We start from the raw sequence: 19,695 nt of genomic DNA on the forward strand, positions 1-19,695 counted from the left end.
GAAAAGATAGACAATGAAGAGTAACTATCTTCGTAACGACGGGAACCTGTCGGAATCGCTGATGTCAGCCCGAGACGAAGATGTGGACTGGTACGACCACCAGCGAACTGTCGAGGAACTCGAAGAACAGGTCACCAGCACGAGGAAGAAGCGTCCCTGGTACTCGCTGCTGACAGGCTCACCGGCAGATGAAACTGAGGACAACCACTGGTTCTCGCGGTCGCGGCCGACACAGGATCAAGCTGACCGCGTCAACGAGATGTCGAGTCTTCCCAACGAACGTAGCGGGTGGAGCCGACATGCGATCAGCTTCGGCACGACCGTTCTCTCCGTGACTCTTTTCGCAACACTCGCGTTAACACCCGTCGCGCAGGGCGGCTGGTCTCTGCAGCCAAGCGGCACGATGATCGCGGCATACGCGGTCGCGCTAGTCGGTCTAACTGTCGCACTGCACACGATTTTCACGCGTCGGTCGCTGGAGCGAGGCTACCGTCCCTGGCTGGGTGCCAGCATCGTTTCCCTCATTCTTCTCTTGGGCGTGACCAGCCTCGCTCTCTACTTGGCATCTGCGCTCGGGCATGCAACTAACGTCACCTAGGAGCCGTTTTGAACCGGGATTGGCGCTTGATTGGCGGCTTGGCGGCCGCCGGCACAGCTTTGGGTTTGGTCGGATACACCGCGTTCAACGCAGCGCAGTCGGGCCACATCCTCGTGACGGAGGATGCCGCCGACATGGCCGACAAGAGTATTTCGTATCCCGCCGTCGATTTCTACCGCGGCGTGTGCGGAGAGTTGAACCGGGTGATCGGAGCTCCTTCGCACATCATCGACGCGGCTGAAGCATCGATCGGGGCGGATTCGGACTTGATTGCGGCGAAATACAGCAAGGCTTTGAGCCTGACTCAAAAGGACTTGATCACGGCGCGCGAGAAGCTCACCGACGTCAACGCACACGCTCCCAAAATCACAGCCGTCAATGCGACGAGCGCAGATTACGCGGGAGCTCTCAGTCCCGTTATCGACGGATTGGAACGTTCGGAATTGACGGTGAATGGCCTTATCCAGGATCCCCGCTGGCAGGACGAGACTCCCCGCGCTCTTAACGACGCTGCCAGCGAGTCCTTGACAGCTGTCAACGACATCGTCCGAGGCATTATCGACGAGTTCGCGACTCTCCAAGATCGAGCTCCGGTGTTTTCAACGAGCACTGCCGAAGCCATTCAGGGCTCGACCGACTGCGCCCAGCTCATGGGTAGCGAGTTCCAGGAGGAAGGCGACCAAGACATCGTGGTCGAGGGCATCGTCGATCTGAGGCGCATTGAGTTCGAGTCGCATCTCGTCACTGTGTCGTCCGTGGAGCGCTTGGGCATCCTCCAGGATGTCTCGGCGAGCGACATCGGAACAGCGAGCGATTTTGTTTCCGAGTCGCTGAAGCAGACATCTTCCAAGTCCAAGGAGAGCGCCGACGCGCTAGAAAATTGGGAGAATCCGTATAGGCCCAAGACCCGCGAGTTCCGTGTCACCCGCGATGCGGCCGACCTTATCAGCTCGTCGCCCGCCGTGTATCAATCGCTCGCCGAGGTCGCAGACCGCTACGCCGGCAAGTTTGACCAAGTCGGCCCCGAGGACGTCGACTATTTCGAGAGCCTCATGCAGGAGCTAGGGGACGAACTGCGCCAAGTCCAGGTTGATGAAGCACGTGCCCACCTCCGGTTCAGTGCCAAGGCCCCGAATCCCACTGCCGCTACCGCTGAAGCTGTCACGGCCATCGATGTTGGCTCGAAGACGCAAAGCGAGGTGGTCGACCGCTACAACGCTGTGGCCAACGCATACAAGCAACTCTCAGAAAGTTTCAACGCGTTGCCAAACGCGGCCGATCTCAGCGAGCTATCCTCTATTTCTTCCCAGATCGTCGCGCAGACCGACGAGCTTGCGCCAAGCGTGCAGTTCGATGCCGAGTTCAGCGGAGCGCTAGCCAATTTTGGCGACGCAGCCACTGCCGTAGTCGTGTCCGTCAATCAGACGGGCGCTTCACCGAGCGAGGCGACAATGTCCCACCTCGGTGATGTGTGGACACACGTGAACTCCGCCACCTTCGCATCCCTCGCGTCCAACTGGGACCGCAGCAACCAGAGTACCCGGGAGGCGATCGTGGAAGGGCGGCGCGAACGCACTTCGTAGTTAGCGCACCACTTGGCGGGCACGTCTAAGACCAGCGCTGCCACCCGCCATTCCGGGGACCGATCTGGCTTTAAGGCAGCAGGCCTTTCCGAACGATGGTTTGGGCGCGGCCGGGCCCGACACCGATGTAGGAGATGGGGGCGCCGGAGAGCTCCTCGAGACGCAGGACGTAGTCCTGGGCGCGCTGAGGAAGTTCGTCGAAGGTGGTGCAGCCGGTGATGTCTTCGTCCCAGGCTGGCATGGTCTCGAAGATCGGCTCGGCGTGGTGGAACTGGGACTGGGTGAGCGGCATTTCGTCGAAACGTTCGCCGTCGATGTCGTACGCGACGCAAATGGGGATCTCGCCGATTCCGGTGAGCACATCCAGCTTGGTCAGGAAGTAGTCGGTGAAGCCGTTGACGCGCGCGGCGTAGCGGGCGATCACGGAGTCGTACCAGCCGCAGCGGCGCTTGCGGCCGGTGTTCACGCCGACCTCGCCGCCAGTCTCCTGGAGGTAGTCGCCCCACTTGTCAAAAAGCTCGGTCGGGAACGGACCCGCGCCCACGCGGGTGGTATACGCCTTGACGATGCCCAGGGACGCCGTGATTTTCGTCGGGCCAATGCCGGAACCGACGCAGGCACCACCGGACGTCGGGTTCGAGGAGGTGACGAACGGGTAGGTGCCGTGATCGACATCCAGCATGGTGGCCTGGCCGCCCTCCATGAGGACGTGCTCGCCACTGTCGAGTGCGGCATTGAGCACCTGCTCCGCGTCGATGACCATCGGCTTAACGCGGTCGGCGTAACCGAGGAAATAGTCCATGATCTCCTCGACCTCAATCGCCTTGCGGTTGTACATCTTCACCAGCATTTGGTTCTTGACGTCCAAGGCGGACTCAATCTTCTGGCGGAGGATGGATTCGTCGAACAGGTCTTGCACGCGGATTCCCACACGCGCGACCTTGTCTGCGTACGTCGGGCCGATGCCGCGGCCGGTGGTGCCGATCGCGCGCTTACCCAAGAAGCGCTCCTGCACACGGTCCAACGTCTGGTGGTACGGGGTGACCAGGTGGGCGTTGGAGCTGATGCGCAGGCGCGAAGCGTTCGCGCCGCGGGCCTCCAGGCCGTCGATCTCCTCGAAGAGGGCCTCTAGGTTTATGACAACACCGTTGCCGAGCACCGGGGTAGCGTTCTCGCTGAGCACGCCGGCAGGAAGGAGCTTCAGCTCGTACTTCTCGCCGCCGACGACCACCGTATGGCCGGCGTTGTTGCCGCCGTTCGGCTTCACCACATAATCGACTTTGCCGCCGAGAATGTCCGTGGCCTTTCCCTTGCCCTCGTCGCCCCACTGGGCACCGACAATGATGATGGCCGCCATAAAAACGCTCCCTAATTCGCGCTGCACGTCGCAGCTGTCGTGTGCGTGCTCATTGCGGTTTATCGCGCGCCGCTAACGACGGGCCAATCCCCGCAAAAGTCCAGCGTTATTGTAGCGCCAATGCACCTAGGACTTCGAAGTGAGCGCCGGGGACGGTGTTTTTGAAGCGCGGTTCTTCCAAGGGGAGCGAGAACACTGGGGTTGACCACAAGTTGAGGCGGGATATGCGACGCGGAACCCGCGGGGAAATATGCGAGGAGGTTTGAGGTCATCTCCGCCCGCGTTCACTGTTGGATAGGCGGCTGGCTGCAGAAACGTTGAGACGCAATGAGGACAGTGGCCGCAGCATGCGCATTAGACGAGATGCATACAAACAGTGTCCTCAATGTAAGTCGACGTATTAGCAGTTCAACCGAGGTGAGATGGCAATCGAGGTCACTCGTATCCGCGATTCATTTCAGGGATATATACGCGGATACCTCGCGGGGTTACTGTGAGACAGGCGTGACACCTCAGGTTTTGCGAGGCGGAAATGACGAGCCACTACCCCAACGCTGGAAAGACCTTCGTCTCCAGCAGAGGGGCTAGGTCGACGTCGGTTTCAGCAGGATTGCGCGGATCGACCCAAGCGATCTCCTCGATTTCGGCGGCCGGCTGCGGGTTGATTGGCTCCTCGCACGTGAAGATCGTGCCTTCCACGTCACAGCCGGCCTCGTTGGCGGCTGGGGCGAGGAAGGTGGCTAGAGGGGCGAGGGAGGATGCGTCGATAAGCGTGCCTATTTCTTCGCGCACTTCGCGCACGGCGGTTTCGGGCGGTGTCTCCCCTGGTCCCGGCTTGCCGCCTGGGAGCATGAAACGGCTGGTGCCTCGTTTGCGGACGGACAGGACGCGGCCGCGCGTGTCGCGGAAGACGACGGCGCAGACGCGGATCGGTTCAGTTTCTGCGGACATGGGCCTCAATATACAAAGCGCGGCGCACGGCTTGTAGCGTGAGCGGCATGCGGCTTATTCACTGCGCGTGCGGCGCGGGCACGCTTATCAACGGCGCCGAGCACCACCGTCTCCCGCCCATTCCCTCGCGCCGCGACCTGAAGTTTCTCGACGAGATCGCGCGCGAAGTGCTCCCCGTCGACCCGACGCCGTCGCTGCAGGAGATCGCGGCTTCGTCGAATGTGTCGCACCTCGGTGAACCTGCGCGCGCGCCGCAACAACCCGACGAGCGGCTCCGCATCATCGTCTCCGGCTCCGACGCCGCGCTGTCCGCCGTGCTCACGCGCATGATGCGGGGGGACTACCTATGGGCCGAGGTCGCGTACGTTCCTGAGGACCCCTCCTCTCCCGCTGCTGTGCTGTGGGGCGTGACTGAGCACGCACGCGAGCTTGCCGTCCACGGGCCTGTGCACCCGATTCCGTGTATCCGCAACGACGCTGGGCTCGTCGTTGCCGGGTCCGCAACCGTGACGCACGCGGAGGGCGCGCCTTATATCGGGGAGATCGTGGTCGACAACGAGGTCTTGGTCCGCAACGACGGCCGTGGCCACGCGCTCGGCGCGCGTCTCGTGCCCACCACGCATGCACCGGGGCTCGCCGCGGCGGCGATCCGTAAGAAGCGTTTCCGACCAGGCACAGTCGTCGACGGCACCTCGACCCCCTCCGGCCGTGCCCTCCAATCCGGTGGCCAATCCATCCTGGTCACCGTCGACGGGGTCCCCGCGAAGCGGCCGATCGAGCGAGTCACCTTCTACCGTCACCTGCGCGATATCCAGGCGGTGCGGGGATTGTAGGGCTGACTAGGGCTGGCTCTCCTTGCGTTTTGCCACGTTTGGGGGTCTCGCTGGTCCACATTGCGCGACGCCCTGGGACGTTGCTGTTGGCGCCGGGGTTTTTAAGCGACGCGAAAAAGGCGTGGGTTCCGCAAATCTTGGTTAAGTGATTTATCTCACATTGGGGCTATTTGATACACGGAGTAGCGATTCCGTTACTTCGCTGAGACCCAATCCCGCCCCCTTTATCCCGTCCGCACCTTTGCGACCTCTATTTACGCAGGAAAATTCCGAGGGCCGCGACACTATAACCAAACTTGAATGACCTGCCCTCAAACTTTTGGTTGACACACCTGGTTCCGGGCCGCGCCGCTGAAACTGACTCGGCGCGTCGTTACGTTGGACTGTGTTCGATTCCGACAAAACTTACAAGGAGATTCAGAACAAAATGGCTGATTTCAACCGCATCGAAGATCTTGCAAACGCAACTGCTTACGACGTGAACGGGGACAAGGTTGGCGGCGTCCAGGACGTATACGTCAACGACACCACCGGCCAGCCGGACTTCGTTTCCGTCTCCCACGGTCTGTTCGGTGGCGGCGACTCCATCGTCCCGCTGCGCGGCCACACCCTGGAGAATGGCGACCTGCACCTCGCATTCGCTAAGGACCGCATCGAGGACGCTCCGGATCTCGACGAGAGCGGCCACCTGACCAACGCCGATCAGGAGGCTTTCTACCGCCACTACGGTCTTGAGGGTGTCGAGGAGCGCACCAAGTACGAGACCGGCGCTGCTGCTGGCGCTGGCGCGGGTGCTGGCTACGCTGCTGGCGAGCGCACCGACGTTGCCGACCGCGACCGCGCAGCTGCTACCGAGCAGCGCGACGCTAACGGCGAGATCATCCGCTCCGAGGAGCAGCTGGACGTCGACAAGCAGCGCGTCGAGTCCGGCGAGGTCCGTCTGCGCAAGTACGTCGTCCACGAGACCGAGACCGTCGAGGTCCCGGTTGAGCGCGAAGAGGTCCGCGTCACCCGCGAGCCGATCTCCGAGGCTGACCGTGCTAACTTCGACGGCAACCTTGGCGAACAGGAAGCATCCGTCACCCTGCACGAGGACCGCGTCGACGTCTCCAAGGAGTCCGTCCCAGTCGAGAAGGTCTCCCTGGACAAGGACACCGTCCGCGAGACCGAGCAGGTCACCGAGGATGTCGCCAAGGAGCGCATCGAGACCGACGGCAACGTTGTCGACGAGACCCGTCGCAACAAGTAGTCGCCGTTGGTCGCGCTGATTGACCCCGGCACCTCCTCTACGCCCCCTTCGTCAGTCAGTCCGGCCACACAGGCTGCCGCTGCGCCTTTAGCGGAGCGCGCTAGCTTACCAAGAGCCCCGGCGCTTGATTCACTTTAGGGATCGGGTACCGGGGCTCTTTCGTACTCTCTTCCGATACGACCTTTGCGAGTAGACCGCGCTGTTCGACTTTCAGTGCCGTACCCTTGCGCAGCTGACAGTCATGGTGAACCCTTTTAGGCAGACGACGTGGCTTGATTGATCTTACCGGGATTCTTCCATCCTGGACCCCCTCCACCTTTTAACGAGGTCTTTAGCGATCGGGGATCTCCCGGCCATAGATCTTCCAATAGGGCCGCCGCTGGTCAGACATCTATTGGCGGAGCATCAACAATGGGTAAGCCCCCCGGTGAACGATTTGCACTTGAATCCCCAAATAGTTTGGCTCTGCCAAGTTTTGACCTGGGACCCCGTTAGGTGCTCGGAATTCAGCGTTCAAAACGTTCACTGACACGGCAGCGAGAGCGCCGTCGAGCCGCAGAACTAGCGCCGGCCCCCCCGGCGGCTACTCGCTTGCACCTGCCTCGTCGTCGGTGAAGAAACTCTTCCGCACCTCGGGCGGATAGGCCGGCGTGGTCGAGGTGGGCTTGAGCACGGCGACGGCGGACTCGCGGGACCAGCCGCAGATCTGCAGCATGTCCACGATCAACGAGCGTGACTGGGCGAGGATCGCGGAAGCGGACAGCGCGGGCTGGGCCGGTTGGGTCTCCTCGCCGCCCTCGCCGCCCTTGCCGTCCATGGCGTCGGACGAAGCGGCCTGAGGGGTCGTGAAAGCCGACTCGGCACCGGAGCAGCCGGAACCAGAGGACGCCTTGTCGGCGTGCATGGCCTCCGCGGCGGCGGCGTTATTGGCGTCCTTGGCGGGGCCCTCAAAGGGCGAATAGGGGCCGCGCGGGGGTTGGGCACCTAAGTCGAGGACGTCGAGGCCCGTCTCGGCGGCGACGGCGCGCAGTCGATTGGTCAAAGCGGGCATGCCCTGGGCCTGGCTGACCTTCGCGTTGACTTCGAAGATGGCGGACATGTCCAGGGCGATAGACGACAGCTGGTCGAGGATCCAGAGCTGCTTCTGAGAGACGGTGTCCTGATCTTCGACGAGAACGAGGGCGCGGCGGGCCAGGACGCGGCTCGAGCGGATGGCGTTGTCGGTTGGCGGGACCATCCGGGACAGGGAAGTGACATAGCGGCGGGAGCCCCACAGAAACGGCGAGAGCTGGGTGGATTCGCGGCCGGACTTGGTGGCGGAGCGGATCGCGTCGATATCTGACTGGGTTCCGCGGATCGCTTCCAGTGCGAGGGTCATCTCGGAGAGATCGTGGTTGGAGATGCCGGTGGAGACGTCGTCAAGCACCGAGCTTAGAATCTTGAGTACCTTGGCGATCTCTTGCCGCGCTGTGGAAAGCGGCGCTGACGGCACGAGCGCGACGACGGCGAGGCCGACCGCGGAACCGATGAATGCGTCGATGGTGCGGTCGATGCCTGTGACTTCGGCGCCCGGCGGCATGATTGTCGCGATGAGGATCGAACCGATCGCGACCTGGTTCGCCACCAGGGGTGATTTGGAGAAGAACGACGCGAACAGGAGCGACCCGCCCACGGCGAGCGCGATCTGCCACCCGCCGGCGCCGAGTGGCGCGAAGAGGAGATCGCCTACGAGGACGCCGAGGACGCAGCCGAGCGACATGTCGAGCGCGCGCCTGATGCGCTCGCCGCCGGAGAGCCCGACAATGATGATCACGCTAATGGGAGCGAAGAATGGCAGCGGGTGGCCGACCCACTCGTGCGCGATGAAATACGCGAGGCCCGCCGCAACCCCAACTTGGATCGCGGGGAGGAGGCGTTGACGGACGCGACGCAGGCGCGCCTCGACCGAATCCTCGACCGCGGCCATGCGTTCCCGCGTGGTCATGCGCTCGCGCGCGGTGTCTTTCTCCATGGGCATCTCAATCAAAATAGAACAAAAAGGCCAGGCCCCGAAAGGGACCTGACCTTCACTGTAGACGCGTCTACTTGGACAGGGACGTACCCACAGACTTGAGGTTCTCGCACGCGGTGACAACGCGGTCAGCCATGGCCTGCTCCGCCTTCTTCATGTAGGAGCGCGGATCGTAGGCCTTCTTGTTGCCCACCTCACCGTCGACCTTGAGCACGCCGTCGTAGTTCTGGAACATGTGCTCGGCGACCGGGCGGGTGAACGCGTACTGGGTGTCGGTGTCGACGTTCATCTTCACCACACCGTAGGACAGCGCCTCAGCGATCTTCTCCGGCTCGGAGCCGGAGCCGCCGTGGAACACGAAGTCGAACGGCTTGTCGCCGGCATTGAGGCCGAGCTTCTCGACGGCCGTCTTCTGCCCCATATCCAGCACCTCCGGCTTCAGCTTCACGTTGCCGGGCTTGTACACGCCGTGGACGTTGCCGAAGGTGGCTGCCAGCAGGTAGCGGCCCTTCTCGCCGGTGCCGATGGCGTCGATGGTCTTCTCGAAGTCCTCGCGCGTGGTGTAGAGGTTCGCGCCAGCCTTGGCCTGCACGCCGTCCTCTTCACCGCCGACAACACCGATCTCGACCTCGAGGATGATGTTGGCGCTGTGCGCCTTCTCCAGCAGCTCCTGGGCGATCTCGAGGTTCTCGTCGATCGGGATGGCGGAGCCGTCCCACATGTGGGACTGGAACAGCGGTAGCTCGCCGCGGTCGACACGCTCCTGGGAGATGGCGATCAGCGGACGGACGTAGTCGTCCAGGACTTCCTTCTGGCAGTGGTCGGTGTGGAGAGCGACGTTGATGTCGTACTTCTCGGCGACCTTGTGAGCGAATGCCGCGAGAGCCTCCGCACCGGCGACCTTGTTCTTCACCGACAGTCCCGAGCCGAACTCGGCACCGCCGGTGGAGAACTGGATGATGCCGTCGGACTCAGCCTCGGCGAAGCCGCGCAGAGCCGCGTTGATCGTCTCGGACGAGGTGCAGTTGATGGCCGGGAACGCGAAGCCACCCTGCTTCGCGCGGTCGAGCATTTCGTTGTAAACCTCAGGGGTTGCAATAGGCATGGGGTGTGGTTCCCTTTCACTCGGTAGTCACTCGTGCGCCCACGTGTCTGTGAAAGCCGCGCGGACTCTACGCCTTCCAGTATGCCCCCGCGTGGGTTTTCCCGCATGAACTTTATGCGCGCTGCTCCCCTTCGCGCTCCTTGCGAGCCTTGGCCACCCGCGCGGCGGCCTCGAGCAGCATCCACCCGGAGAGCTGGACGGACAGGTCGCGCTCGGAGATGCGGGAGGTGCCCAGCGCATCGCTGATCGAGCTCGGCCCCAGCGAGTAGTTGTGCGGCAGCTTCGCGTCGCGGGCCCAGCGCGCGGGGAAGATGGGCAGGCCGTCGACTTCGAGGCGGTGGTTCCACATCGCCTCCGCACTCGCCATGACCAGCCGCTCGGCTGCGCGCTTGGCGCTCACGCTGGCGGGGCTGTCCTCCGGCATACGCACCGCCACCTCGGCGAGGTAGCGCACGAGGATGCCCTTGAACAAGCCGCCGTCGCCGTCGCCGTCCACGGGGTTATCGATCACGCCGCCCGGCGTGGCCACATGCATCGAGATCGCCTGCACCAGTGAACGGATATGGGTGATGTAGAAGACCTGCTCCTCCGGCTTGTCGTCGAGGGAGAGCGCGATTTCCAGGGCCGCGCCGAGGACAGTCCCCTGGTTGTAGGTGTAGATGGTGGGGGTGATGCGGGGGCCGTCGGCAAGCAAGCGGACGCCGTCTTCGACGAGGCCGTCATCGTCCATGAGGTTGTCGAAGATCCAGTCCACGAGCTCCCGCGCCTTGTCCATGCGGCCCGTGCGCGCGAGCATGATCGCCGCCGGGCCGTTGGCGGGCACGTTGAAGAAATTCTCGTCCGTGCGCCACGGCAGCACGCCCATCACGGAATCCAGGCCGGCGAGGATGTTGAACTCGAGGTCGTCGAGCTGTTTCGGCCGCGCCACCTTGTCCGACTCCGTCACGCGGTTGAGCGCCAGTGCGAGCCACGCTTTGTCGTCGTAGTAGCGGTTCTTGATCAGCTTGCCCAGATTGCGCAGACGGATTCCGCGGATGGTGCGCACGATCGCTGCGCGGCGCGCCTTCGTCGACCGCCGCGCTTCCGCGTCCACCAGGCAATCGAGGTAGTGCGCCTGCCACCAGTAATGCCAGTGGAAGAACACCTTCTCTTTCGCCGTCGGCGGCCAGCTCACCACCGCGAGGTTTGTGCGGGGCAGGCCCCACAGCTTCGTCGCATGCCGCTCAGCAATCGCCATTTCAGCGAGATCCGCGCGATGCGCCCACGTTTCCGACACAAGCCCTCCTTTACATCGCTTCTAGCTTATCGACGATCCCCTCTTCCCGTTAGCTCTTCCATGCCCCACCCAGATCCGCGTGCTGGCGGATCCACGCATGCATGGCAATGCCGGCGGCGACACCAGCGTTGATGGAGCGCGTCGACCCGAACTGCGCGATCGAGCACGTCATCACCGCCGCGTCCTGCGCCTGCTCCGTCACGCCCGGCCCTTCCTGGCCGAACAGGAGCAGGCAGCGCTCGGGCAGCTCCGCCGTCTCCAGCGGCACCGACCCGGGCGTGTTGTCGACCGCGACGATGGCCAGGTCGTTCTCCTTCGCGTACTCCGCCAGGTCAGCCACCGATTCGTGGTGCACGATGTGCTGGTAGCGGTCCGTCACCATCGCCCCGCGGCGGTTCCACCGCCTCCGGCCCACGATGTGCACCGCCTGAGCCACAAACGCATTCGCCGTGCGGACGACGGTGCCGATATTCATGTCGTTCTCGAAATTCTCGATCGCCACATGAAACGGATGCCGCCTCGTGTCCAAGTCCGCCTTGATGGCCTCCAGCGACCAGTAGCGGTACTCGTCGACGACATTGCGGCGGTCGCCGTTGCGCAGCAGCTCTTCGTCGTAGCGCGCATCTGCCGGCCACTCCCCCTCCCACGGGCCGACACCGTGGCGGCCTTCCTGCCACTCGGTGGGGCCTTTCTCGGGGTGCTCGTGCGGCTTCGGCTCGCGCTGGCTACGCGAGTCCAAGGTCGCCCAAGCCCAGCAGGAACCGGTAGTCCAGGCCCGCGTCCTTCAGCACGTCGGCGGCGCCGGTCGCGCGATCCACGACGGTGGCCACAGCGACGACCTCCGCACCCGCCTCCCGGCACGCCTTCACAGCGGTGAGCGGGGAGTTGCCGGTCGTGGTGGTGTCCTCGACCACGAGCACGCGCTTGCCCTCGATGTCCGGACCCTCGATGCGGCGCTGCATACCGTGCTTCTTCGCTTCCTTGCGAACCACGAACGCGTCGATCGGCCGGCCATCCGCGTGCATCACCGAAGTGGCCACCGGGTCCGCGCCCAGGGTCAGGCCGCCGACGGCGTCGAAGTCGAGGTCGCTGGTCAGCTCGCGCAGCAGGGCGCCGATAAGGGGGCTCGCCTCGTGGTGCAGCGTCGCGCGGCGCAGGTCGACATAGTAATCAGCTTCCTTGCCCGACGACAGCGTCACCTTGCCGTGGACGACCGCCAGCTCGCGGACCAGCTGGGCGAGGCGCTCTTTCGCGCCGGTGTTTGCAGAGTTTGCAGGGTTCTCCGTGTTCTCGCTCATGATCCCCCAGATTAGTCGCGGTCGCCGTCGTCGAAGATTGACGGGGGTTGGGGGCGGCGGGTGATGCGGGTGCCGTCGTTAAGCTGCTCCCGCGCTTCTCCCGTGGCGATAGCGTCGACCTCGTCCCCGCCGACCGTGCGGTACTCCATCGTGCCGCGGACACCGCCCGTGGTGCGGGTGGGCATTTCGAGCGGTTCCTCCGGCCTGGCGACGACCGGTCGACCCGCCTCATGCCCGCCACCGTTTCCGCCGGTAGGCAACTCGATCGGGTCGCCCATCTCGCGGGTGCGGTGCTCGAAATGGAGGTGGGGCCAAGTGCGCGGGGGGAGGGTGCGGGCGGCGTCGGCAAGCAATGCGAGCGGCGCGAACACCGGCTCCCACTCTTGCGCGCCCACGTCGCTGTCAAGCTGCGCGAGCACCCACTCCGACTCGAACCACACCGCGCTGACCTGCTGCGGAAGAAGCTCCAGCGCCGTGTCCACACGGATGTCCAGCATCCGCTCCGCCGGCCCCGCCTCCGAGCCGAACACCCGGAAACCCGCCAATTCCGCGACCGCGACAAGGTCCTCGGTGGCGCCCACAGCATCCGCTTCACGACGTATGTCCACGACCACCCCCGACTCCATTCCCGTCCCCATCGCCACGACCGTCGTGCCCCCGATGTCCGCGATGCGCGTCTCATGCCCGAAGCGCGTGCCCGTCACCACGTCTTTGACCGGCTCGCCCGCCGACGCCGCGCCACGCCTCCACTCGTCCTGGAGGAACTCGTCCTCCCTCGCGAACTCGAAGCCGTTCGCCTCCGCCCACTCGCGGCGCTCTTTCCGGCTGCGCTGCTTGGCCCCGGGCAGCTTTTTGGGCAATTTCTCGGCGAGGCTGGCCGGCAGCTTGTTCGGAAGTTTCGTTGGCAGACTGGCCGGGAGCTTCTTCGGCAGCTTTCCTGGCATCACTCCACCGATCGCCCCGGTCAGCCCCGCGAGCGCACCCCGACGGGGCTGCGTTTCCCGCTCCTCGTCGGAGTCTTCTGCCAGCACCACTTCTGTCTCACGCTCCGGATCGTGCTCTTGCCCAAGCTTTGGCTCGGCCACTGGCTCGTCTACCGGCTCTGTTTCAAGCTGCGGCTCCGGCTCCTGCTCAGCCTCGAGCTGCGATTCCTGCATAGGTTCAGGCTGCGGCTCTTCAGCTGCTTCTTCTTCGAACTGCACCGGCTCATCGCGCACGTCTTCGGTCAGGGTCGCTGCCACCGGTTCAGTACCGAGTGGGGTGGTGTCACGTTGGGTGGTCCCATTCTCGCTGGTGCAGCCTTTTTCCTGCACATCTGCGCGCCACAAAATACCCGCCCCGGCAAGGGCGAGTGCGGACAGTCCCAGAAGTATGTAACCCATCAGTACAGAACTGTATCCCCCAATGCCCGCTGAACTGGGCAGGCGTGGCTAGTTGTCGCGGGGTTCTGCGCCGGGTTCGGTCTTCAGCGGTGACTACGGCAGCCCGCCCAAAACCCCAGGAACTATGCAGCGCATAGCTGCAGCGGGCTCTCACCTGGCGCTGGCGGCGAGGCTGAAAGGAGGCGGTGCCAGCCGCAAAGCGGAAAGCGGTTAGATATCGCGCTCGACGGGGTTCTTCGGGTTGGCGGACCACTGCGACCAGCCGCCGATGTAGTGTGTGAGCACCGGCAGGCCAGCGTGGGCGAAGGCGGCGAGCAGTTTTGAGGAGTGGTTGCCGGAGCCGGAGTAGACGATGGCTTCGGCCGGGTCGGTCTCGTGAGTGATGCCGAACTTCGCCATGGTCTCGAGGATCTCCTCCGCCGGCTTGATCATGCGGTCTTCCGTGAAGAGGTCTTCGACGGGCACAGTGCGGGCACCAGGAATGTGGCCGGATTTCAGGTCGAGGCGCTCGCGGCGGCCGACGAAGCGGGGGGTGTCGCGGGCGTCGATAAGCATGCCCTTGAATGCGCGAACGTCGTCGATGCTCGCGGTGGGCAGATGGCCCGGCGCGACATCGAGTTCGGTGCGCACCGAGACGGGGCCGGGGCCGGCGATGGTCTCGAAGCCGGCGCGTTCCCAGGCGGGGAAGCCGCCGTCGAGAATATGGACGTCCTCGACGCCGGCCCAGCGCAGCGTCCACCACGCGCGGGAGGCGAATTCGCCGGAGCCGGTGTCGTAAATGACGACGGGGCGGCCGGACTCGATGCCCCACGCGCGGAACGAATCTTGCATGCGCTGCGTCGACGGCAGCGGGTTGCGGCCCACCTGTGAGCCGGGCGTGCCCACGAGGTGTTCGGCGGGGTTGCAGTACTGGGCGGTCGGGATGTGTTCGGACTGGAATTTGGACCACGCGTTGCCCTCGCGGGCGTCCCACAGCGCGGCCAAAACGGTGAGCTTCTTGCCGGTGCGGATCTGTTCACGCAGGTCTTCAGAGGCCACGAATACGCTCATGGCGCCAAGTGTAGCTACGCCAAGGAGATGATGCCCTGCGCCTGAAGGCCCTCAAGCCACTCACGGATTCCCTCGCTCGGAGCATCCGCGCTTATCGACGCCCCCAGCATGCCCCCAGGCCCCACCTCCACCCGGCAGCCGAACGCGAGCAGCGTCTCCGGGATGTCGGTGGGCTCCGGGGACTGGATCAGGATGCGGACTGTTTCCGCCCCGCCGCTAACCACCTTGCGGTTGACGTGGAACTGGCCGCCGACCTTCACGCATTCCACGATGTCGCCGACGTTGATGCTCGTGTCCAGGAAGGGCACGGATGCGATGACGAAGTGGCCGCCGCCCAAGTCGTGAGCGGCAAGTTCCTCGTTCTCAACCCCCGGCAGCGGGGTTCGCGTGACGATTGTCGTGGTCGGCTGCATGCATGCAGTCTAGAGCAGTTTGCTTATCGACGGCCCCTTGTACGCGCTCCCGTCCCGTACCGGCTAGTACTTGATCGCCATGCGACCGCTGATTTTGCCCTTGCGCATGTTCTCAAACACGTCGTTGACGTCGTCGAGCTCGCACGCAGTCACATGCGGCTTGACCAGGCCGCGGGCGTAGAAGTCCAGGGCCTCCGCCATGTCCTGGCGCGTACCAACAAGCGAGCCGCGGATGGTGATGCCGCGCAGCACGATGTCGAAGATCGGTGCCGGGAAGTCCCCCGGAGGCAGGCCGTTGAAAACGATCGTGCCGTCGCTGCGGCTCATCGCGATGGCCTGGCCGAACGCGTCCGGGTGGACTGCCGTGACCAGCACGCCGTGGGAGCCGCCGTCAGTGAACTCTTGGACCGCCTCGCCCGGGTCGCGGTCTTTTACGTTGACAGCGAACTCGGCACCGAGCTCGCGGGCTAGCTCGAGCTTGTCGTCCGCGACGTCGACGGCGATGACGCGCATGCCCATTGCTACGCCGTACTGCACCGCGAGGTGGCCCAGGCCGCCGATGCCGGAAATCGTCATAAACTGGCCCGGCTTGGTCTGGGCTTCCTTGAGGCCCTTGTACACCGTGGCACCTGCGCAGAGGATCGGCGCGACCTCAACCGGGTCGACGCCATCCGGGATGCGGGGAGCGTAACGCGTGTCCACCAGCATGTACTCGCCGAAGGACCCGTCGACGGTGTAGCCACCGTATTGGGCGTTGTGGCAATAAGTTTCGCGGCCGGTGCGGCAGAACTCGCACTCGCCGCACGCGGACCAGAGCCAGGCGTTGCCGACCATGTCGCCGACGGCCACCGTGTGCTCACCCGGGCCGAGCTCGACGATTTCGCCCACGCCCTCGTGGCCGGGTACGAACGGTGGCTCCGGCCTGACGGGCCAGTCGCCTTCGACGGCGTGCAGGTCGGTGTGGCAGATGCCGGAGGCGTGCAGCTTCACCAGTGCCTGGAAGGGACCCGGCGTGGGCAGATCCAAGTCACGGACATTGACATCGGGGCCGAATTGCTCAGCAACGGCGGCTCGCATGGTGGTTGGGGTGGACATCGCAACGGTTCCTTTCCAGTCGGAGGGTGAATATGTTGCGAGTCACATTAGGAGTTTCCAAGAGGAAAGTAAATAGAAAACGACCCGTGTTACCGGATCGTTTTCTCCCAATCACTTCGCGTTGACGTCAAGCGTCTCCCCTTCCGGATCGGCGTCCACCCGCACCGCGTCACCGTCGCGGATCTCACCGGCGAGGACTTCCTTGTCCAGTTTGTCGCCGATCTCCTTCTGGATCAGGCGACGCAATGGGCGGGCGCCGTAGGCGGGGTCGTAGCCGCGGTCGGCAAGCCAGCGCTTCGCGGGATCAGAAACCTCGAGAACCAAGCGGCGTTCCGCGAGCCGCGCAGCCAACCCGCGCAGCTGGATGTCCACGATCCCGACGAGCTGGTCTTGGGTCAGCGCGTCGAACACGACGACGACATCCACAACTTCGTCGCCGACATCAACCACATCGACAGCACCATGTTCGAGGGGTGGTGAGCATGCTCGTCGCATCAGAGCTTTACGACGCCGCCGACGCCCTCCGCACCGCCAGCTCCCGCACCCGCAGCCGTGGCGACTACATCACCGACCACAGCTCCGACCTGACTTCCCAAGGCTTCAACGGGACCGCCGCCGACGCGGGGAAGGCACTGCTCCGGGGTTTGGACACAGCCTTTTCGGCCCGTCTGTGAAGTTGGATGAGGTTGCGGAGATTCTCTGGCAGGCCGCGATGTCTCAAGAAAATATAGAGCGGATGATAGAAACGGCACTCAAGACACCGCTACCTCTGGGGACCGAGTTGTACCTCACCAAGCTTCTAGCCGAGCTCCGGCTGTACTCCCTCATCCTGGATTTCGGATGCTCTGAGTCGATCAATGCAACATGCATGGCCGACTACGAGCCGGATATCGAGAGGTTAGCGCATAACCTGGATAAAACCCCGCAACAAATCCACGATGAGTTCTACGCGAAAGCACCTGACCACGTGAAGCAAATCGTCGACGAGACGGGTGCCATGCTCCCCGAAGGAGGCCCGGGAGGATACACAGTGATGGTCGGTCCGAGTGGTCAGGGCGTGCCGACCAACCCCGCGTCCATCTCAATCCTCTCTCCCGGCGTTGGCTCAGGTGACCCGAACAAGCTGGCAGGACTCGTATCCCAAGCGCAAGACGTGGCCGGCCACAACACATTGAGAAACGGCGAAGGCCAAGCAGCGGTGATGTGGCTGGGATACTCCCGGTCAAGCCCGCGCTCCGGGATTAGAACAGCCCGGTGGGCTTCTCGGAGTAGGACACGAGCAGATTCTTCGTCTGCTGGTAGTGGTCGAGCATCATCAGGTGGTTCTCACGGCCAATGCCGGACTGCTTGTAGCCACCGAACGCCGCGTGCGCCGGGTAGGTGTGGTACTGGTTCACCCACACACGGCCTGCCTGAATAGCGCGGCCAGCGCGGTAAGCGGTGTTTCCGTCGCGCGACCAGACACCGGCACCGAGACCGTAGATGGTGTCATTTGCGACGCTGATGGCCTGGTCGAAGTCCTTGAAGGTCGCCACCGACAGCACCGGGCCGAAGATTTCCTCCTGGAAGATCTTCATCGAGTTGTCACCCTTGAACACCGTTGGCTCAATGTAGAAGCCTCCGCTTAGACCGCCCATGCTGGTCACATCGGTGTTCACCTTGCCGCCGATCAAGGTTTCCGCGCCCTCCTGCGGCGCCATCTCGAGGTAGCCGGTGATCTTGTCCATTTGCTCCTGGGACGCCTGCGCACCCATTTGGGTCTCGGTGTCCAGTGGGTTACCGGTCTTGATCTGGCGCACGCGCTCGATTCCGAGCTCCAAAAACTCCTCGGCGATGGACTCTTGCACCAACGCACGCGACGGACAGGTACACACTTCACCCTGGTTGAGGGCGAACATTGCAAAGCCCTCGATGGCCTTAGCGCGGAATTCGTCATCATGGGCGAGCACGTCCTCGAAGAAGATCGACGGGGACTTGCCGCCAAGCTCGAGCGTCACCGGGATGATCCTCTCCGCGACCGACTTGTTGATCAGCTTGCCGACGTCCGTCGAACCAGTGAACGCGATCTTTGCGATCCGGTCAGAACCGGTCAGCGCGACACCGGCCTCATCGCCGAAGCCGTTAACAATGTTGACCACGCCGTCTGGAATGAGATCACCGATGATGTTCATCAGGTAAAGAATCGATGCTGGGGTCTGTTCCGCCGGCTTCGTCACCACGGCATTGCCCGCCGCCAGCGCTGGGGCGAGCTTCCACACGGCCATGAGGATCGGAAAGTTCCACGGAATGATCTGGCCGACAACGCCCAGCGGCTCGTGGAAGTGGTAGGCCACAGAGTCGTCGTCAAGCTGCGAAAGGCGACCCTCCTGCGCGCGGATGGCACCCGCAAAATAGCGGAAGTGATCGATGGCCAGCGGAATGTCGGCGGCAAGAGTCTCGCGCACAGCCTTGCCATTTTCCCACGTCTCGGCGACCGCGATTTCCTCGAGGTGCTCCTCCATGCGGTCCGCGATGCGGTTGAGGATCAATGCGCGCTCCGCCGCAGAAGTTTTGCCCCATTCCGGCGCAGCCTTGTGCGCCGCATCAAGCGCTCGGTCAATGTCTGCCTGCGTGCCTCGTGCGACTTGGCAGAACACCTCACCCGTGACCGGAGTGGAGTTGTCGAAGTACTCACCGTCCGCCGGAGCAACCCACTGACCGCCGATGTAGTGGTCATAGCGCTTCTCGAAGTTAACGATCGAGCCCTCAGAACCCGGGTTAGCGTACACAGTCATGGTCTAGTCCTTTCTAAAACGAGCTGAATGTTTTGTACTCCAAAACACACAAAAGAGTTTAACGGTTGAACGCCTCGTCCACCACCGGACGCAGAGCGAAACCAATCAGGCCTGTGATCAGGAACAGCAGGGCAACGCCAGCTGCCAGCAGGCCGCCGACTCCGGCAACGGAGAGGGAGGAACCTGCGGGGACGGAGCTGGACTCGCTTTCCTTACCGGCGCAGGCGCCCATGGACTTGGTGTAGGTGACGATGGGAGCGGCCACCTCCGGTCCATTTTCAAGAAGCTTCGTCTCGGCAATGTCGACGAATGCGTCAAGACCGCCGCCTCCGATCACTGAACCAGCAACAGCGCCAATCACACCCTTCAGATCCAAGCCGAGCAGCTTTCCGTTTTCCTCTGCCTGAGCCGGCTTCAGTTCGAAGGTGCCCCCTTCCCTCTTATCAGCCTTGATCTGATCCATCTTCGCGGTCTTGGAGGCATTCATGAATGCGGTGTAACGGTAATAATCCGACTGCTCAAAGCGGAAAAGATTCCACTGAGCACGTGCCAGGGACCCTTCCTTCGCAATCTCAACGCCTTGCTGTGCGCCTACATTCTGAACACCTTCCTTCGCCGCGTGTTCCCGAACCAGTTTGATGTCCCTATTGCGCTTCTCTGGCGTGTACGGGTAGAGCCTGGTGCCGTTCGTCTCCTCCTTTGCAGCGAGGCGGTCCATCG

Annotated in this window: 17 protein-coding genes and 1 pseudogene; 5 read left to right on the top strand and 13 right to left on the bottom strand. The window is 63.5% G+C overall.

The window, feature by feature from the left end:
• Window positions 1-13 precede the first annotated feature (13 nt).
• Window positions 14-598 carry an MFS transporter gene (locus CAPP_RS10045; RefSeq protein WP_076599030.1) on the top strand — a complete coding sequence of 195 codons (585 nt, stop codon included), beginning with the start codon at window positions 14-16 and terminating at the stop codon, window positions 596-598.
• Window positions 599-606: 8 nt separating this feature from the next.
• On the top strand, window positions 607-2,181 hold the full coding sequence (locus CAPP_RS10050) for a hypothetical protein (RefSeq protein ID WP_076599031.1): 1,575 nt from the start codon (window positions 607-609) through the stop codon (window positions 2,179-2,181).
• A gap of 70 nt (window positions 2,182-2,251) precedes the next feature.
• On the opposite strand, the gene CAPP_RS10055 is transcribed toward CAPP_RS10050, so the two are convergent.
• Complete coding sequence (locus CAPP_RS10055) at window positions 2,252-3,538, bottom strand: adenylosuccinate synthase (RefSeq protein ID WP_076599032.1); 1,287 nt, start codon at window positions 3,536-3,538, stop codon at window positions 2,252-2,254.
• A 543-nt stretch (window positions 3,539-4,081) separates the two neighbouring features.
• Entirely contained in the window at window positions 4,082-4,489 is a 408-nt protein-coding gene (locus CAPP_RS10060; RefSeq protein ID WP_076599033.1) for an NUDIX hydrolase, read from the bottom strand.
• 47 nt (window positions 4,490-4,536) lie between these two features.
• Here CAPP_RS10060 and CAPP_RS10065 point away from each other — a divergent pair, with 47 nt between their 5' ends.
• Complete coding sequence (locus CAPP_RS10065; RefSeq protein ID WP_076599034.1) at window positions 4,537-5,322, top strand: hypothetical protein; 786 nt, start codon at window positions 4,537-4,539, stop codon at window positions 5,320-5,322.
• 427 nt (window positions 5,323-5,749) lie between these two features.
• Window positions 5,750-6,571, top strand: coding sequence for a PRC and DUF2382 domain-containing protein (locus CAPP_RS10070; protein ID WP_076599094.1), 822 nt, complete (start codon window positions 5,750-5,752; stop codon window positions 6,569-6,571).
• A gap of 583 nt (window positions 6,572-7,154) precedes the next feature.
• Here the strand turns inward: CAPP_RS10070 and CAPP_RS10075 are convergent.
• The 10 genes and pseudogenes from CAPP_RS10075 to CAPP_RS10120 all read right to left on the bottom strand — a co-directional run.
• Complete coding sequence (locus CAPP_RS10075; protein WP_076599035.1) at window positions 7,155-8,582, bottom strand: FUSC family protein; 1,428 nt, start codon at window positions 8,580-8,582, stop codon at window positions 7,155-7,157.
• Window positions 8,583-8,652: 70 nt separating this feature from the next.
• The gene (gene fbaA / locus CAPP_RS10080; protein WP_076599036.1) at window positions 8,653-9,687 is read right to left on the bottom strand and encodes a class II fructose-bisphosphate aldolase; all 1,035 of its coding nucleotides are present in this window, start codon (window positions 9,685-9,687) and stop codon (window positions 8,653-8,655) included.
• Window positions 9,688-9,799: 112 nt separating this feature from the next.
• A complete protein-coding gene (locus CAPP_RS10085) occupies window positions 9,800-10,963 on the bottom strand; it encodes a glycoside hydrolase family 76 protein (RefSeq protein ID WP_290172878.1) in 1,164 nt (387 codons plus the stop codon).
• Window positions 10,964-11,012: 49 nt separating this feature from the next.
• The gene (locus CAPP_RS10090; protein ID WP_076599037.1) at window positions 11,013-11,702 is read right to left on the bottom strand and encodes a TrmH family RNA methyltransferase; all 690 of its coding nucleotides are present in this window, start codon (window positions 11,700-11,702) and stop codon (window positions 11,013-11,015) included.
• Window positions 11,689-12,261: an orotate phosphoribosyltransferase gene (gene pyrE, locus CAPP_RS10095; RefSeq protein WP_076599038.1), complete on the bottom strand. Its 573-nt coding sequence runs from the start codon at window positions 12,259-12,261 to the stop codon at window positions 11,689-11,691. Before pyrE ends, CAPP_RS10090 begins: the two co-directional genes overlap by 14 nt.
• Before the next feature lie 11 nt (window positions 12,262-12,272).
• A complete protein-coding gene (locus tag CAPP_RS10100; RefSeq protein WP_076599039.1) occupies window positions 12,273-13,643 on the bottom strand; it encodes a TtfA family protein in 1,371 nt (456 codons plus the stop codon).
• Window positions 13,644-13,853: 210 nt separating this feature from the next.
• Complete coding sequence (locus CAPP_RS10105) at window positions 13,854-14,693, bottom strand: sulfurtransferase (RefSeq protein ID WP_076599040.1); 840 nt, start codon at window positions 14,691-14,693, stop codon at window positions 13,854-13,856.
• A gap of 14 nt (window positions 14,694-14,707) precedes the next feature.
• Window positions 14,708-15,106 (bottom strand): DUF4265 domain-containing protein, encoded by a 399-nt coding sequence (locus CAPP_RS10110; protein WP_076599041.1) that lies wholly within the window; start codon window positions 15,104-15,106, stop codon window positions 14,708-14,710.
• Window positions 15,107-15,169: 63 nt separating this feature from the next.
• Window positions 15,170-16,201 (bottom strand): alcohol dehydrogenase AdhP, encoded by a 1,032-nt coding sequence (adhP, locus tag CAPP_RS10115; protein WP_076599042.1) that lies wholly within the window; start codon window positions 16,199-16,201, stop codon window positions 15,170-15,172.
• Window positions 16,202-16,312: 111 nt separating this feature from the next.
• A pseudogene (locus CAPP_RS10120) lies at window positions 16,313-16,627 on the bottom strand (ClpB D2-like domain containing protein); the annotation flags it as partial.
• Window positions 16,628-16,683: 56 nt separating this feature from the next.
• Here CAPP_RS10120 and CAPP_RS10125 point away from each other — a divergent pair.
• Window positions 16,684-16,875 carry a hypothetical protein gene (locus CAPP_RS10125; protein ID WP_076599043.1) on the top strand — a complete coding sequence of 64 codons (192 nt, stop codon included), beginning with the start codon at window positions 16,684-16,686 and terminating at the stop codon, window positions 16,873-16,875.
• Between the two features lie 567 nt (window positions 16,876-17,442).
• Here CAPP_RS10125 and exaC read toward each other — a convergent pair.
• Window positions 17,443-18,975 (bottom strand): acetaldehyde dehydrogenase ExaC, encoded by a 1,533-nt coding sequence (gene exaC / locus CAPP_RS10130; RefSeq protein ID WP_076599044.1) that lies wholly within the window; start codon window positions 18,973-18,975, stop codon window positions 17,443-17,445.
• Window positions 18,976-19,695 lie beyond the last annotated feature (720 nt).

This window comes from Corynebacterium appendicis CIP 107643, assembly GCF_030408415.1.
Taxonomy (GTDB): Bacteria; Actinomycetota; Actinomycetes; order Mycobacteriales; family Mycobacteriaceae; genus Corynebacterium; species Corynebacterium appendicis.

Excerpts from the sequence above, each read along its gene's own strand:
- CAPP_RS10055 (WP_076599032.1), bottom strand. The coding sequence starts at position 3,538 with ATGGCGGCCATCATCATTGTCGGTGCCCAGTGGGGCGACGAGGGCAAG.
- CAPP_RS10045 (WP_076599030.1), top strand. The coding sequence starts at position 14 with ATGAAGAGTAACTATCTTCGTAACGACGGGAACCTGTCGGAATCGCTG.
- CAPP_RS10075 (WP_076599035.1), bottom strand. The coding sequence starts at position 8,582 with ATGGAGAAAGACACCGCGCGCGAGCGCATGACCACGCGGGAACGCATG.
- CAPP_RS10125 (WP_076599043.1), top strand. The coding sequence starts at position 16,684 with ATGCTCGTCGCATCAGAGCTTTACGACGCCGCCGACGCCCTCCGCACC.
- CAPP_RS10060 (WP_076599033.1), bottom strand. The coding sequence starts at position 4,489 with ATGTCCGCAGAAACTGAACCGATCCGCGTCTGCGCCGTCGTCTTCCGC.
- CAPP_RS10100 (WP_076599039.1), bottom strand. The coding sequence starts at position 13,643 with ATGGGTTACATACTTCTGGGACTGTCCGCACTCGCCCTTGCCGGGGCG.
- adhP (WP_076599042.1), bottom strand. The coding sequence starts at position 16,201 with ATGTCCACCCCAACCACCATGCGAGCCGCCGTTGCTGAGCAATTCGGC.
- CAPP_RS10065 (WP_076599034.1), top strand. The coding sequence starts at position 4,537 with ATGCGGCTTATTCACTGCGCGTGCGGCGCGGGCACGCTTATCAACGGC.
- CAPP_RS10110 (WP_076599041.1), bottom strand. The coding sequence starts at position 15,106 with ATGCAGCCGACCACGACAATCGTCACGCGAACCCCGCTGCCGGGGGTT.
- pyrE (WP_076599038.1), bottom strand. The coding sequence starts at position 12,261 with ATGAGCGAGAACACGGAGAACCCTGCAAACTCTGCAAACACCGGCGCG.
- CAPP_RS10105 (WP_076599040.1), bottom strand. The coding sequence starts at position 14,693 with ATGAGCGTATTCGTGGCCTCTGAAGACCTGCGTGAACAGATCCGCACC.
- fbaA (WP_076599036.1), bottom strand. The coding sequence starts at position 9,687 with ATGCCTATTGCAACCCCTGAGGTTTACAACGAAATGCTCGACCGCGCG.
- CAPP_RS10070 (WP_076599094.1), top strand. The coding sequence starts at position 5,750 with ATGGCTGATTTCAACCGCATCGAAGATCTTGCAAACGCAACTGCTTAC.
- exaC (WP_076599044.1), bottom strand. The coding sequence starts at position 18,975 with ATGACTGTGTACGCTAACCCGGGTTCTGAGGGCTCGATCGTTAACTTC.